This is a genomic window from Serratia sp. root2 (genome assembly GCF_031931805.1).
GTDB lineage: Bacteria > Pseudomonadota > Gammaproteobacteria > Enterobacterales > Enterobacteriaceae > Serratia > Serratia inhibens.
In genome coordinates, this window is sequence record NZ_JAUJXB010000002.1 from 507,684 (window position 1) to 521,931 (window position 14,248).

Genomic DNA, 14,248 nt, shown 5'->3' on the forward strand with positions numbered 1-14,248 from the left:
TCTTTAGAGAACCCAGCCTATGGCTGGGTTTTTGCTTTTCAGGGACAGGACTCTCCATCGAACAAGTTCGATTATTCGGCCTGAAGGCCTCACCCTGCGGGCCAACGCTGAAGCGTTGTTCAACACGGCGCAAGCGCCGGTTGTCCGAGCCCGGTCGCCCTATTTAGAAGAACCCGCCTATGGCGGGTTTTTTGCTTTCTGGGATACGGACTCTCCATCGAACAAGTTCGATTATTCGGCCGGAGGCCTCACCCTGCGGGCCAACGCTGAAGCGTTGTTCAACACGGCGCAAGCGCCGGTTGTCCGAGTCCGGGCACCCTATTTAGAAGAACCCGCCTATGGCGGATTGAGGTTGGTGGAAAGGTGATGGGTTTGTTTTATTGGTAGGTGGAGAACACCTGGTTCGCCAAGAGTTTAATAGCGGGCGCCGTGTCCAACGCCCCAATGAAGGAAATCGGTGAGGTTTTTACGGCAGTCTGAGCCCAAATCAAAGACAGGTTTTTACTTTCTGAAGTGCTGACTCTCCATCGAATAAATCATTTTATTGTGCTCGGGTAAACCTTAAACCTCAGAATTAAAATAAAGCTCCTGCCCGATTATCGGCGCCATTTTCTCACTTTAAAACCCATCGTTCTTTTTTTTGAGTTCCGGAGATGAATCCCAAAAGAAATAAAACTGATAGAGAACAATGTTACAACCAATGCTAAATTAAGATACAATTCAATTGACATAGCGCCTCCTGGCTAAAAACATTAGCGTTTTATTTAAAAATTAACCTTTACTTTTCACTTACTGCGCATAAGCCAATGGATAAAATCATGCTTTTTCATCAGATCCATTTTCTTCATCGCCGATTGTTTATGTGTGTTAACCGTTTTCACGCTTAACTGCATCTGTTCGGCCGTTTCACCTTGAGAACAACCTCTGCGCATATGCTGCAATACCTCTTGTTCGCGACGGGTTAACTGGCTGCGTTCACATAACGGGCAGTTATTACCGAACCAAATCTTTGAGGTTGTCGCCAAAGCACGATCCAGCATGAGATAGATAGCCGAGCGGTCGTCATTGCGATAAAGCGTGCCAGCTTCCTGCCGGCAGGTCGGACGATGGCTCAGGCAACGCTCCGGTTTATTCCTGATAGAAAAAAATAACGTTCCGCCTGCAAGCTCCGAGGGAAAATCATGGCAATAACGTGCCCTTCTGGTTGACGCGCAAGCAGAAAAAACCAAATCTGCAGGCGTCAATTCAGAATAGGCGTTTATAAAATTTACGGGCATCCCTTTTTGATCAAAATAATCCTTAAGGGTATATCTAACACCCTCGGCAAAATAGTTATCCGTCTCGCAAATAGCGATAGTCAGAGTTTTTTTCATATTTACTCCTTCCGTACCTTTTGGGTTAAGGCGTGTTCACCCCAGAATTACGCAATTTCTACAATAGCCACTGCCGATGCGAAAAAAGGACCGGTATGTGAACTACCACTGTTTTTAAGTTCACTATCGATAACAATCTCCTGGCTACCTCCGGGCACCTTAATAAAGCTCTCTAAATCTGTCAGCCCTGGAATGGAATTTCTTACTTTTAAGCTAGCTCTGAGTTTTCCATCCTGACTCAAAGACATATCTGTGACACTTGATGCAAATTTAACCCGCATATAGGCTTCACCAGAACAGTTAACCCGGAAAGAGCCACTGGCTTTCCTGGTTACAACGTCATTACTGAACGACCCAAAATCAATTATGGCATTTGAATCAGCAATACTGCAGGTCGTTTTAACAGGTAACGTTGGGCCACAATCGTCAAACGACACCCCCCCCGAAACTGAAGACTGAACATAGGTCCTTATACAGCTTCTTACGCCTATTATATTGTTGCCTATGTGGACATTCCCTGTGGCCGTTTTTCCAAAAACCCCACTGAGTTTCATTAAAGGCACTAATTCACCAATAGTTTTAGCCTCGTTTATTGACTTACAATCAGGGCCGCCTGCTGGGTAACAAGATCCAAGGCCGTTGAGCCGCCTGGCTAATGGCGCAAAAACATAAGCATTCGACCCAACCGCCGTACCATTGGCATATATCCTCTGGAGGGATATAGATATATCACAGTCTAAATAGGTCGATGCTGAATAATAACACTGGTTAGGGAAGGGTGCTAAGGAGGATACGCTGATAGCCGTGATTGAATATTTATAGAATGACCCACCAGCAGGTTCAAGTTGTTGGACACTGGCCTCATGAAATACAGCATTGGCGCCAGTAGCGTATCCAAACAGTGTCGCTAAAATTAAAGAAAATATTTTCATATTATTACCTGCTGATTCAGTTTTGGTAGACTATTCCTTGAAAATTTATCATCTATGGTGCAATAATTTCCCGGCGTGAATTGTATTTAATGTTACTTAACACCATTATTATGGCCGGGGCGTTGCTTCCCCGGTGCAAGATATCGCTTTTACTCATACATGACGGTTAATGTTGCCCCGCCGCTGAAATCACCGGCAACCAGGCTGGCACCGGGCCGTGAAATAGGTATGGCATAGAGTTTAGTGGGGTTAGCTGCATCCCCAATAGCCAGTTTGGTTTTGCTGACGTAGGTGGTGTCCCCAGTCCCTTGCGTAATGCGCAATCCCAGGTTAGGAATACTGGACTGCAAGGGCTTGTAATCCCCCCAGGAAACCTCCATAAAGTCCATCATGACCTTTATCTGACCATAACCGGGATCTTTACCACAGGACACAGTGTAAGGGATCTCCATTTTCTTGTAGTTCGCACCATCAATCTTCTTAACGTCGATGGTGTCAAAATTAACGGCGATATCTTTACCTGCGTTAACGGTACACTCAGGCGCTTCCACCAGTTTGCCGGTAAATTGCACATTTACCGCCTGGGCTACCGTGCTGGTCAGTAACCCCATGCAGGCCAAGCCGACTATCCCTGGAAAATATCTCATGTTTCTCTCCTTATTGGACTTCTACTAGTAAAGTGGCGGAACCCGAAAAGTCCCCTCCTCGTAAAGTGGTGCCACTGCGTTTTATCGGTACGGCATATAACTCCGGCATATCAGGATAAGTAAAATTCAGCCATTCATTCAGTTTTAGCTGTTGGTTATTTCTCAACAACAGCTTAATCGCCAAATCGTTATTATCGGTACGCAGTAAACCCTCACCAAAACCCGGCGCTCCCCCCTGCAATGTTACCTTCATAAAACCATTGCTCCCGGAAGTATCGCCATTACAAATTACCTGATAAGGGATCTGTCTCTTGCCATAATTGACACCGTCAATATCTTTGGTATTCAGTTCACCAAAAAACACACCAATATCTTTGCCACCGTTGATTTCACATTTTGGCTTGGCGATGACCACACCTTGTACCGTGACGTTAACCGTAGCGGCCCAGACTGTTTGGCTGATAAACAGCACCGCAAACAAAGTTAATGCTGAGGTTGCGATCATGGTGGCCATCAGCACACAACACAGGCGAGCATATTCCACACCGCTCTGCCGTATATCTCTCCATTGGTCGCCCATTGCCTTCACCTCAGTCATAATTCATCCGAAAATCAATCGCAGCACGGTAAGTCCCCGCCAATAAAGGGGTACGCGTACGTTCCGCCACGACGTAAAACTGTAACGCTTCATCTCTCAGCGCCAACAATTGCAGCCTGCTACGGTCGCCCAATCGCACATCTCGTTTATCGCTATCCAGCAGACGCAGCCCTAACCCGCTGAGGCCCTGCACCTTCACTAACCCTGGGTTATCCGCATCCGGGAGCGCAGTAAAACTCACCGTTACCGCTGGCTGGTAGCCACGCCACAACCGATCCTTCTGTGGTGAATCCCTGAAGGATGCCCCGGTTCGCGTGCAATCGCGCAACCGGAGCTGAAAGGCTACCGGGGCTGCACGACTGCCCGCCTTCGCCAGGCTACCCACAGCCATTTCACCCAACCAGATATCCTGGTACGCCGAAGACATTTCCAAGAGGCAAGCGCTTTCCGTCAACGCGCCATGGATATAAAATATGTCGGCATCCCTTTTGTCCGCCTGAGCACCGTCAGTGAAAAACAGGGTCATTACCAGCGCGGCTGCATGGCCCAACCACGGTGTTAACAGATTTTTCCTTTGGCCAAGGCAACCAGTGTCGATTGTTTGCATTGTTGTTCCCTACCTGCTTCGACTGAAGAGCATGATGACTGGCCCCGTTTACCCTTTTGCCGCAGGCACAACCTGGCAATCGCCGCCGCCACACTTGAAGGTCAAATCTGGGCGACCGCCGTAATCATTGACATACGTCAGTACCGGGGCATTACCCAGGCCGGATGCACCCAGTGCCACACTGCCTTTCGGCGGCACCATCAGCGGTTCAAAACCGGCGGCGGTTTTACCGCCTGCGCCGCTACGGGCATCCACCAATGTGATATAGTAAGGCGTTGGATTGTTCACCTTAAAACCCTCGCCCTGCCGCGTGAGGGTCAGTTTCTCCTGCCACGGCGTGAACACGCTGCCTTTGCTCGGCGTGATCGCCGCCGGGCGGTAGAACAGCTTGATGCGCGTCTGCAAAGCGATTTGCAGCGTGTTGGCCTTATCACTTTTCGGCGGGATCTCGCGCAAATTAAAGTAGAACAGGCTCTCACGATCCTGCGGCAGTGCCTTGGCGGCCGGCAATGCCTGCACCTTGACCTGGCTTTGCGCCCCTGGCTCCACGCGTTGCACCGGCGGCAGCACAATCAACGGGCTGGTGATCTTGTCGCCATTCTCATTCTCCAGCCAGCCCTGAGCCAGATACGGCAGCTGAGTATTTTTATTGCTGATGGTCATGCTGACCGCATTTTCCGCACCGTTGAACACCACGCGGGTACGATCCAGCGCGATGGCGGCCTGAGCTTGCCCACTCAACAGTGTGGTGGCCAGCAGGCCAGCGACGGACAGCATTTTTACCGTGTTATTTCGCATAAACATAAATTGTTCCATTTCGTCAAAGTTGCATTTACGGGTTTGTTTAGGCAACTGCGGCCTATTTCCCCTGTTCCGCAGTTACCGGCCGGCATGGCAACAGCAGGTTGCTCAACGCGATATCTGTACGCAGTTCCGGCAGGTCTATTTCACATTGCGCCTTCCCTTCCCAATACACCGTCATTTTTTCGCCGGCACGTATCCCGCTCAGGTAAACGCTGCCGGCATCATTGACTAAACCGGTTTGTTGCTTACGATGGTTGAACACCTCTGCGCCAAACGGCGGCGTACTGCCGTCCGCCAGGCGGATCACCGCCATGGCTTTTTTACCGGAGATAACATTAAAGCGCCGGTAACCAATCGCGCCCTCGGTCAGTGTTGCCTGCACCACTGACTGTATAGCCTCGGCATCGTCCGATAAGTTATTCAGGTCAATACTCGCTCTGCTGCGGTAATAACTGCTGACGTCCGCCACCACCGCTTTACCGAACAGATTGGTGCGAGTCGTCGAGCCGAACCCTCGCACCGGCACCCCAGCCACCCCGTCTGTATCCAGCAACAACCGGGTGCCGCCAGCCGAGTTGCTCCGGTGCAGTGCTGCCCCTTTAGCGGTAAGGGTCGCCCCGCCCTGCAGGTTCATACCCAGGGAGGAGTACTGGCCACTCTGGTAGCTAACGTTACCGTCGATACGCATCATGTCGCCTTCGTGGCTGTAATAACCGCTGGCAGATTCTCCGTTACGTGACAGACCGGTGCTCAGTTGGTAATTGTTGTGCTCATCCAACCTTTCGTAATAGCCTACCCGGTGGCTGATATCGTTACGGTTCAACGAACTGCTGTAGCTGAGGTTAGAGTTAACCCCCCACGGCACCGACAGGCTCAGATACATACCATCGTCTTTGGTCGCGCTATTTTTATTGCGGTAGGCCGTTAACGACGTGCTTATATTTTTCACCGCCCCCAGGTCGAAATAGCGTGACAACGCCAGGCTATAACGTTCGCTGGTCGGCTTATCCCAGTAAGTCTGGTGGTCATAATTGATGTAAGCGGTGATACCCAGATCGCGAAACTGCTTGTTAAAGGTGATGGTGTACATCTCCCTGCTCTTGCCGTTTTGCAAGCCGTGGTAGCGCGCATCCAGGTATTCACTCATGGTCATAAAATCTTGCTCCGAAAAGCGGTAACCGGCGAAAGTGACCTGACTGTCGTATTCATCAAAGCTTTTCGAGTAGCTCAGGCGGTATGAACCGCCGCTTTTGGTGCCGTATTCGCGCGGCAACCTGGCCCGTGACTGGGTGGTGTCAAACGACAGTGCCCCAAATAGCAACAGGTCACGCCCCAACCCCATGGATAACGCGTTGTAATCACCACCAGCAATAGCCCCACCGTACAGCGACCAACCGTTGCTAACGCCCCATGAAAATTCCCCGGTAGTAAAGGCAGGCCCTTGCAGGTTGTGCTCCCAATTCGATGGTTTGCCCCCGGCCAGCTTGTAACGCACCATGCCAGGACGGGTGAGGTAAGGAATATTCGCCGTTTCCACCCTAAACTGCTGCACGCTGCCATCTTGTTCTTCTACTTTAACGTCCAGGCTCCCCATCACCGAATCGCTCAAATCCTGGATACGGAACGGCCCGGCGGCGACCTGCGCCTCATACAGCACCCGCCCCTGTTGGCTGATGGTGACTTTGCCGTTGGTTTTGGCTATACCCGTCACCTCCGGCGCATAGCCGCGCAGGTTGGGCGGCAACATGCTGTCGTCCGAATTGAGGCTGAAGCCGGTAAAGCGGAAGCTGTCAAACACGTTGGTCAGCAGGTAATCTTCGCCCAGCGTTAACCTTGCCCCCCATTGCGGCAGAGCGCGGAACGCATAATAACGGCTCCAGTCAAATGTCTTCTGGCCAGACCCAGCGGCCCCGGTCTGATGATCCAGGCTCGCTTGCCAATCTGCACGTAACCGCCAGGCTCCCAGGTTAGCGCCAGCTGTGCCATTTCCGCCCAACCGCTGCGTTTGGCCTCCGTTTTGTGTATTACGCTGCACCTGGCCGTTCAGGTTATAGTCCAGCAGCAGCCCGGGAATACCGTTATCCCAACGCGACGGCGGATCCCAATCCGGAGAGGAATACTCCAGATAAGCCTGCGGAATACTCAAGTACAACGCAGAGGTGGCCAGGTCCCCTCTTGCCTCAATACCGCTGAGGCTAGAAAGATCCAGGCATTGCTCGTCATGCCACCAGCGCAATTGCTTGATAAACTCTTCTTTAAACCCCACCAGATCAACCACCTGCGGTGAAATACACACCGCGCTACCTTTTGGATCACTTTCTGGCGGATAATAAGCTATCGGTTGCTCTTGCAATGATTGTTTGTTCATCAGCACCGACATGTTGTATTTCCCTGGCATAATAAAAGCACCATTGGAAAACCTACTGAGATCGATATTCTTTCTATCGTTCACATCCAGGATGTCGGTATTGAATTGAATCGCATCATCTGCCCGCCCCTGAAAAGACAGGCTGCACATTGTCAGAGAAATGCATACCCCTAATAAGCTTAACGGGAGAGCGCCCGATTGATATCTCTTCGAATTCATAATTCCGCCAACCTTTAACCTACTTACAATTAGTAATAATCCAATTTAAAATGAATGGCGGATCGGTAATCCCCTGCGTGCAATATCTGTTTATTAGCCACCAACTGCATTGAATCATTAAGACGAAAATCTTTTGTTATCGTATTTTTTATTGACATCGGCATCCCTTGAGACACTATATTTCCGATACTGTCGGAAATACGTAATGCAACCCCACGGGCATCTCCTATTACCCCAAAAGCTTTACCATCCGGTTTTCCGTCGAATATCATTCGAAAATGCTGACGGCCTGATATAACAGCATCATCTTCCGATAACCCGCAGTTGACCAATTGCAGGGCAAACGGACGGGTTAAGCCGTACCCATCCCGAGATATTTGTCCTACCGGTACTACTTTCATGTCGATGGTTTGATCGCGGCTTGCCGCCTCAATTGCACAAGCCGCGTTAACAATAGCACCTTCCATATTGACTCTTCCCCAGCCAATAACCGAGGCCGTTACCGGCATCGCCTGAGTCATAAAAAACGCGGCCAATAGGGAAGGCGCCACTAAACTTCTACCAATAGAGGACATACGCGTAATCCCTAACAAATATGAATCCATTTATGGGAAAAAAGCATGCGGAATACTCCGCATGCTGGTATTACGTGTGTAAAACTAATTACTCGTAGCTAAGAGCGAAGTTAACTACGCTGCTGAATGCCCCTGGGGTGATGGTGTTCAGGGTGCCGCCGTTACCTTTCAGGAATGCTTTAAAGTTCAGCTCTGCATCAGTATCACCAACTTTAATGATCTGACCGGTAGTGGCCTTGCCCAATTCAACCACGGCATCAGCGTTGGCGGTATCGGTAATTACGATACTTGCGCCTTTAGCTGTGCTGCCGCTCCCCAGACCAATCATTTTCTTGTTTGTGCCGTCAGCACCGCCGGCTTCACCGGTAAAGGTGGTTTTAACCATCTGCGCAGTAGCTGAAGTACAGTCTTCCAGAACAATTTTGAACGGCTCTTTTACTTCAGACTCGCGACCGTCTTTCAGGCTCAGGTTAGAAATCTGGCCCAAAGGAACGGTTTGGTCAATATTACCTGGGGCAATAGAGCATGGTGCATCAATAATTTCACCGGTAAAGGTTACAGAACCGCTGCCCTGATTCGCTGCCTGAGCCATCATAGAAGTTGCGCCGAAAGCCAGTACTGCTGCCATCATAATTTTGTTCAGTTTCATAAAAAGCCCTTACATTCCTTTATAAGAAGAGGATATCGATAATTAATCAAAAGTGAGTCACAAAGCAGAGATAGAGTGTTTCCTTCCTAACCTGTTTGTTGTTTCCGGCCATTCGTTGCCAGCCACACTAATCTACCCCAACTGGCTCAAACTCAAAACATTATGTCGTGAAAATACATAAAAACAGGATTTGTACAAAGATAAGTTTAATTAAATAGACTTTAATATTGAGTTGTAGATAAAACATATACATAATTATCAAACGATAAATTATTAATTACCTTCAATAACAGAATAAAATACAAACATAAGGATAATTCTTATTGCATACCCGGTTGGGGGATTGAAAAAACAGAATACCAATAGCAAAATCAGCTCTCGACAGGAAAGTTGATGGATTAAACAACATGAAATTTATTATTAATAGTAACGTCAGTTTTAATGAACAGGACGGCACGCTGCACAGCGTTAACGATCCTGGTAATAGCATTCCTTTGCTTAAACCCACCGGCAGGTTGCTGTCTCTGTTTGTCAGGAACAACAACTTACTGATCACGCGTGAGCAATTGCTTAATGATGTATGGGAGGACTATGGCCTTAAGGCGTCAAATAATAACTTAAACAACTATATCTCCGGATTAAGAAAGTCACTCTCTCAGCTTGGCGAGGAAGAGCTGCTGATCACTTACCCGCGGCAGGGGTTTAAGTTTATGGCAAAAAATATTCACCGAGAGGAGATAACCGCGTCATCGGATATTTCTAATGAGAGCGCGACATTTGACAACAATCATCTACAAGGAGAGGGGAAAAGGAGTGCATTGATTCGAGGCGGCCCATGGAAAATACTGGCTCTGTGTACTCTTTTTTGCCTGGCGCTGTTAACCGTGGGTCTGTTCTATAAGAGTTATGCTCAGAACAACATTAACAGCCTCGGACAGTATAAAAACTGCAAAATATACTCGATCAAAAATAACAGGGTCACAGCCGAAGAGATTAAGAGTATGGTTTATCAGGCACGTTATAATTGCGATGTAAGAGCGAATATTTACTACTATGGCGATATGGAGGATAAAGACCTTAACACCAATGCTCCGTTGCTCGCTTATTGCCCGCTGGACGCATTAAAGCCCTGCGAGAACACCTATATTAAAAAATGAATGAAAACTAGCCGTAGGTCATTCGGCCATCGCGGGAAAACATTTGTTTTTTCACCATTGGGAACAGAATAACAAAAGATAACGCCAGTGATTATAGGCAGTGTCACATTATTTTTAGGTAATACGCTTCCCTTCACCAGCCCTCCTTAACCGCTGCGGCACCACTATGCGGTTAAGGAGAGTGGATTTAATGGTTTTTCGTGCAGACGAACAGCGGTGCATTGTTGTCAGCAAACATAAAGCTGCTGTCATCTATCCTCTCAATTTTTACAAAACGGTTTTTCACTGCGCCGGGCATCACACGGTTCGCTTCTTCACTCTGGGCATTATCTCTTGAGTTACGGATTGTTTTTTGCACTTTGACGTAGTAGTGATCGCTTTGATATTGATATTCGGCGATTAATAGCCGGGACACGGTGTACTTTTCGGTTCCCTGGGTCACTTGTCCATCCAGCATGATATTGAGCTTCCCCCAGCCGGAGGGCACCAGGCTAACCCGGAGAGTCGTTTCGATTTTTCCTGCCTGGGTATAGTTGACGGATGTTGTAATGGCACTGCATGCTGGGATCTTATGCCTCGTAGCAATAATATAGGCAGATACCAGGATGCAGACCAGCATCAGTAAGATTGCCGCGCCGAATAAGATAAGGTTCTTATTTTTAGATATGGCTATTTTCATAAACGTTTTTGCACTGTGTTGTGTTCTGCCGCGCCGTAGTCAGCGGGCAATAGGAGATGAAGTAGAGAGCATCACCTTTTTCGATTTTACCCACCAACATCTTACTGCTGTAATAATAGACGGTGGCAGGTGTTGAGCAGTCAAAGCCCAAGCCCGCCAGCTGCTTGCTGAGTTCGTTCAGATTGGCAGCCACTTTCTCAATAGGGTGATAGGTAGTAACCAGCTTCAGGTTGCAGCTTCCTATCGTGCCCATATCTTTGTAGCTCAGTGGTTTGTACCCACTGGAGAACCTGGCAACGCCAGCGGTGGCTATCGTGGCCATGACGCAAATAGCCAGCACCCATTTTTTTGGCCATACTAATTTACGCTTTGGTAATGGCGGCGTCTCTCTGGCAGTTAAATTAGTTCCATTTATAATAATTTCATCATCAATAGTATTAATATCGGCGGCGGTAAACATAAAACCCTGCCGGGGCATGGTGACGATGATATCGCTCTCGCCCAGCGTTGACAGTGTCTTTCTGAGCATCGAAATGTAGTTGTTAAGATTATTATTGGAGGCGGTTTGCCCGTGATCGTCCCATACCTGGGTCAAAATATAATCACGGGTCAGCAAGGTATTGTTATTCCTTACCAGAAGAGACAGTAATCGGCTTAAGGTTGCGGTGAGCACGACCGCTTCCATAGGGTCGTCGATAATCTCCAGAAGCGACCTATCGTCATGAAACTTAAGTCTTTTATTGATTATAAATTTCATTTTTATGATTCTGCATCTCAGAAGTTGCTTTTATGTAGGAGCGCCCTCCCATCACCTATCGTGCCGATAAATGATATATCATTTAAATACAAACACATAGAATTAAGAAAAATCCTAAATAAAATAATGACATGGCACATTAAACACCACTTAACTGAGAGCCAATGGCTTCTAATCCGTATATTAGTCTTTATCATACAAAGGGGTGTTTGAACTTACGGGGAGTGACACGCAGCATTCAAGGACGGGGAAGGTAATAACGGTGATGTGGCATGGCTCCCCATCAGCCATCAGCCAATGGAGAGCCCCGGCAGATAAAAGCCCGCCGGTTATTTGTTAATTACTGTCTATATTTGTTACTTAATAGAGCCTGGAAGATGATTTAACCCCGCCAATGGCAGATCTTCCGTAGTACCTGAGACCTTATTGCCGGTCAGGTAACCCAGATTCACCCCCACCAGGCTGCCAACCCGCTGGCCAACCGTATATGGCAACGGACTGGCCGAACCGTTAAAGACCGAGTTGGATACTTTCCCGGTATTCATGCCGGCCAGGCCACCGATAAATGCCCAATCACCGCCACGCAAGCTACCTGAGGCGATTGAATTGAAAATGCCCGCATCGTTTTGCCCCGCCAGGCCGCCAATACGGCTGCTTCTGCCGCCGCTGACGTTGCCAGAGGCTTCAGCCTGGGTGATATTCGCCGCGTTGAAAATATGGCTACCCACCAGGCCGCCAACATAGCTTTCCGCGCCTGAGCTGACATTTCCGAAGGCTTTAACCAGAGATAACGCACCGCTGTTCGCGCCAATCAGGCCGCCGCTGTAGCTGGTATTAGCCGCTTTAACGGCGACATCAGCCTGCGAGTTCCGGATGGCCCCACGGTCGTTGTAACCCACCAGGCCACCTGCCCAGCTATTGTTGCCGCTGTTCACCGAACCTTTGGCGCTGGCATTGGCTATATTACCGGCCATGTTTTTACCCACCAGCCCGCCGGCTGAACTGCCATCGGCGCCGTTCACTTGGGCGTTAGCGGTGACATTCGTCAGGCTCTCGCCCTCTTGCACACCGATCATACCGCCGACCAGGCTGCCGTTACCGGCATACACGCTGCCTTCAACCTTGGCATTGGTTACTGCACCATGGTTATGGCCGATTAACCCGCCCACCTGGCTGGCTGCACCACCGGTGGTTTTGCCTGTGGCAATCACGTTATCGATCACGCCACTTTCGTTAATGCCAACCAGCCCGCCAACATTGGCTTTAGCACCGCCGGTTACGGCATTGTCGGCACGCGAGTTTTTAATCTCACCATAGTTGTTGCTGCCAACCAGACCACCGATCTGAGTGGTGGCGAGATCCTGTACGCTGCCTGTGGCCTGCACATTGTCCAGTTTGCCCTGCAAGTTCCAGCCGACCAGCCCGCCTACCGCTTGTGCACCATTGCTATTCACCGCGCCGCCGGCGGAGGAATTGGAGGCTGTGCCATTGTTCAAACCAATCAACCCACCGACATAGCTACCCTGCCCGCCAACGACGTTACCGGTAGCATGGGAATTTGCAATGCGTCCTGGCGAGCTGTTGAAGCCAACCAGCCCACCGACGCTAAGGCCTGCACCTTTCGCGGTAACATTCCCCTGGCTTGAGGAATTGGCAATCGAGCCGCCGTCATTTTTCCCCACCAGGCCGCCCACGCCGCCAAAGAAAGCGCTGTCTTGCATATTGCCTGACACGTCGACATTGGCCTGGCTATTGTTGACACTGCCATTAAAGTTCGTGCCGACCAACCCACCGATAGAGGTCGTACCGCGATCCCCGATCACTTTGCCCGATACCGAGACATTCGCCAGTGAACCATAGTTCCAGCCGACCAGCCCGCCGATCTCGCTACCGCCGCTGACCCGGATATTTTTGGCCTTAACGTTCGAGATCTCTCCGCTATTCAGGCCGGTCAAAGCACCGACAAAAGCGCCATTGCCATTACCGGTTACGGTCAACGAGTCCAGATTCAGGTTGCTGATACGCCCGGCGGAAGAATTGAATAAGCCAATGAATGGCCCCTTACCCGTCACAGACAGCCCTTTGGCGGTATTGCCCAGACCGTCGAAAACGCCGGTGAACATGCGGTCGCCGCCAATTGAATTGATACGGCTGCCGTCGGTAATATTCGAGCCCAGTACATAGCGGCCATCCATATTGTTTTCGATAGCGCGCAGCTGTTGCAGGCTCTGCACCACCTGGTAGCCTTCACCGTTGGCGCTGAACGTGACCCCGGCGCCGGACAGCGTGACCGCCGCCTCGTTATTCAGCGCATAACCGGTTTTGTGGTTCAGTTCCAGCCCTGCCCCGGCACCCGTGGCCTTCAGCGGCGCATTGATCTTGATGCCCGCACGTTCGGAGGTCAGTGACAGTTTATTGCCGCTCTGCCAGGCCACCGGGCCGGAGACGGCGACATCCCCCTGAGTACTGGTCAGCGCCACATTGTTGTTCGCCAGGCCATTGGCCAGCGTCGCCGCATTCAGGGTGCCGTTATCGGTAACGTTAACCTCGGCGGCCGCTATCTTCCAGCTACCGGTTTTGCCGTTTACTGCGCGGGTGGTCACCTGCACCGCAGGCTGGACCGCCACGCGGGCGCCCCGGGTTTCAACCGCACCGCCGTTGCCCGCCGCCGCGCTCGCATCGAGAACGCCCGCCACGTTCACCACCCCGTTGTTGCCGTCCAGCACGATACGCCCCGCCTGATTGCTCAGCGTGGTGGCCGTGATGGTCCCCTGGTTATTCACCACGGTTTGCAGCATGTCGCCCGCCGCTTTGGCGGTCATCAGCACCTGGCCGCCCTCGGCCTTCAGCAAGCCGCCGTTCTGCGCCAGCGCATTCACCGCT

At 50.2% G+C, this 14,248-nt stretch carries 14 protein-coding genes; 2 read left to right on the plus strand and 12 right to left on the minus strand.

Annotated elements, in window-relative coordinates; translation table 11 throughout:
* The first annotated feature begins 19 nt into the window (after positions 1–19).
* Entirely contained in the window at positions 20–367 is a 348-nt protein-coding gene (locus QZQ97_RS16085) for a hypothetical protein (protein ID WP_311994257.1), read from the plus strand.
* A 418-nt stretch (positions 368–785) separates the two neighbouring features.
* Here the strand turns inward: QZQ97_RS16085 and QZQ97_RS16090 are convergent, their stop codons facing one another.
* The 9 genes from QZQ97_RS16090 to QZQ97_RS16130 form a co-directional block, all read right to left on the minus strand.
* Positions 786–1,373 (minus strand): LuxR C-terminal-related transcriptional regulator, encoded by a 588-nt coding sequence (locus QZQ97_RS16090; RefSeq protein ID WP_311994258.1) that lies wholly within the window; start codon positions 1,371–1,373, stop codon positions 786–788.
* Between the two features lie 47 nt (positions 1,374–1,420).
* Complete coding sequence (locus tag QZQ97_RS16095) at positions 1,421–2,305, minus strand: MrpH family fimbial adhesin (protein ID WP_311994259.1); 885 nt, start codon at positions 2,303–2,305, stop codon at positions 1,421–1,423.
* Positions 2,306–2,454: 149 nt separating this feature from the next.
* Entirely contained in the window at positions 2,455–2,952 is a 498-nt protein-coding gene (locus tag QZQ97_RS16100; protein ID WP_311994260.1) for a fimbrial protein, read from the minus strand.
* Positions 2,953–2,962: 10 nt separating this feature from the next.
* Positions 2,963–3,550 (minus strand): fimbrial protein, encoded by a 588-nt coding sequence (locus QZQ97_RS16105; protein WP_311994261.1) that lies wholly within the window; start codon positions 3,548–3,550, stop codon positions 2,963–2,965.
* Positions 3,543–4,157, minus strand: coding sequence for a fimbrial protein (locus QZQ97_RS16110; protein WP_311994262.1), 615 nt, complete (start codon positions 4,155–4,157; stop codon positions 3,543–3,545). The genes QZQ97_RS16105 and QZQ97_RS16110 overlap by 8 nt, the downstream gene beginning before the upstream one ends.
* Before the next feature lie 48 nt (positions 4,158–4,205).
* Positions 4,206–4,955 carry a fimbria/pilus periplasmic chaperone gene (locus tag QZQ97_RS16115; protein ID WP_311994282.1) on the minus strand — a complete coding sequence of 250 codons (750 nt, stop codon included), beginning with the start codon at positions 4,953–4,955 and terminating at the stop codon, positions 4,206–4,208.
* Positions 4,956–5,016: 61 nt separating this feature from the next.
* Positions 5,017–7,548, minus strand: a complete 2,532-nt coding sequence (locus QZQ97_RS16120) for an outer membrane usher protein (protein ID WP_311994263.1) — start codon at positions 7,546–7,548, stop codon at positions 5,017–5,019.
* Positions 7,549–7,577: 29 nt separating this feature from the next.
* A complete protein-coding gene (locus QZQ97_RS16125; protein WP_311994264.1) occupies positions 7,578–8,123 on the minus strand; it encodes a fimbrial protein in 546 nt (181 codons plus the stop codon).
* 88 nt (positions 8,124–8,211) lie between these two features.
* The gene (locus QZQ97_RS16130; protein ID WP_311994265.1) at positions 8,212–8,772 is read right to left on the minus strand and encodes a fimbrial protein; all 561 of its coding nucleotides are present in this window, start codon (positions 8,770–8,772) and stop codon (positions 8,212–8,214) included.
* Between the two features lie 407 nt (positions 8,773–9,179).
* On the opposite strand from QZQ97_RS16130, the gene QZQ97_RS16135 reads away from it, so the two are divergent.
* Positions 9,180–9,929 carry a transcriptional regulator gene (locus QZQ97_RS16135; RefSeq protein ID WP_311994266.1) on the plus strand — a complete coding sequence of 250 codons (750 nt, stop codon included), beginning with the start codon at positions 9,180–9,182 and terminating at the stop codon, positions 9,927–9,929.
* Between the two features lie 187 nt (positions 9,930–10,116).
* Here QZQ97_RS16135 and QZQ97_RS16140 read toward each other — a convergent pair whose 3' ends face one another.
* The 3 genes from QZQ97_RS16140 to QZQ97_RS16150 all read right to left on the minus strand — a co-directional run.
* Positions 10,117–10,608 (minus strand): hypothetical protein, encoded by a 492-nt coding sequence (locus QZQ97_RS16140; protein ID WP_311994267.1) that lies wholly within the window; start codon positions 10,606–10,608, stop codon positions 10,117–10,119.
* Positions 10,589–11,365, minus strand: a complete 777-nt coding sequence (locus tag QZQ97_RS16145) for a winged helix-turn-helix domain-containing protein (protein WP_311994268.1) — start codon at positions 11,363–11,365, stop codon at positions 10,589–10,591. The genes QZQ97_RS16140 and QZQ97_RS16145 overlap by 20 nt, the downstream gene beginning before the upstream one ends.
* 356 nt (positions 11,366–11,721) lie before the next feature.
* The coding region (locus tag QZQ97_RS16150; protein ID WP_311994269.1) for a beta strand repeat-containing protein at positions 11,722–14,248 on the minus strand (2,527 nt) is incomplete at its 5' end.

What these genes read in the sequence shown, in the direction of transcription:
- QZQ97_RS16120 (WP_311994263.1), bottom strand. Translation starts at nt 7,548, where the DNA reads ATGAATTCGAAGAGATATCAATCGGGCGCTCTCCCGTTAAGCTTATTA.
- QZQ97_RS16115 (WP_311994282.1), bottom strand. Translation starts at nt 4,955, where the DNA reads ATGCGAAATAACACGGTAAAAATGCTGTCCGTCGCTGGCCTGCTGGCC.
- QZQ97_RS16085 (WP_311994257.1), top strand. Translation starts at nt 20, where the DNA reads ATGGCTGGGTTTTTGCTTTTCAGGGACAGGACTCTCCATCGAACAAGT.
- QZQ97_RS16100 (WP_311994260.1), bottom strand. Translation starts at nt 2,952, where the DNA reads ATGAGATATTTTCCAGGGATAGTCGGCTTGGCCTGCATGGGGTTACTG.
- QZQ97_RS16095 (WP_311994259.1), bottom strand. Translation starts at nt 2,305, where the DNA reads ATGAAAATATTTTCTTTAATTTTAGCGACACTGTTTGGATACGCTACT.
- QZQ97_RS16145 (WP_311994268.1), bottom strand. Translation starts at nt 11,365, where the DNA reads ATGAAATTTATAATCAATAAAAGACTTAAGTTTCATGACGATAGGTCG.
- QZQ97_RS16130 (WP_311994265.1), bottom strand. Translation starts at nt 8,772, where the DNA reads ATGAAACTGAACAAAATTATGATGGCAGCAGTACTGGCTTTCGGCGCA.
- QZQ97_RS16135 (WP_311994266.1), top strand. Translation starts at nt 9,180, where the DNA reads ATGAAATTTATTATTAATAGTAACGTCAGTTTTAATGAACAGGACGGC.
- QZQ97_RS16105 (WP_311994261.1), bottom strand. Translation starts at nt 3,550, where the DNA reads ATGACTGAGGTGAAGGCAATGGGCGACCAATGGAGAGATATACGGCAG.
- QZQ97_RS16110 (WP_311994262.1), bottom strand. Translation starts at nt 4,157, where the DNA reads ATGCAAACAATCGACACTGGTTGCCTTGGCCAAAGGAAAAATCTGTTA.
- QZQ97_RS16140 (WP_311994267.1), bottom strand. Translation starts at nt 10,608, where the DNA reads ATGAAAATAGCCATATCTAAAAATAAGAACCTTATCTTATTCGGCGCG.
- QZQ97_RS16125 (WP_311994264.1), bottom strand. Translation starts at nt 8,123, where the DNA reads ATGTCCTCTATTGGTAGAAGTTTAGTGGCGCCTTCCCTATTGGCCGCG.
- QZQ97_RS16090 (WP_311994258.1), bottom strand. Translation starts at nt 1,373, where the DNA reads ATGAAAAAAACTCTGACTATCGCTATTTGCGAGACGGATAACTATTTT.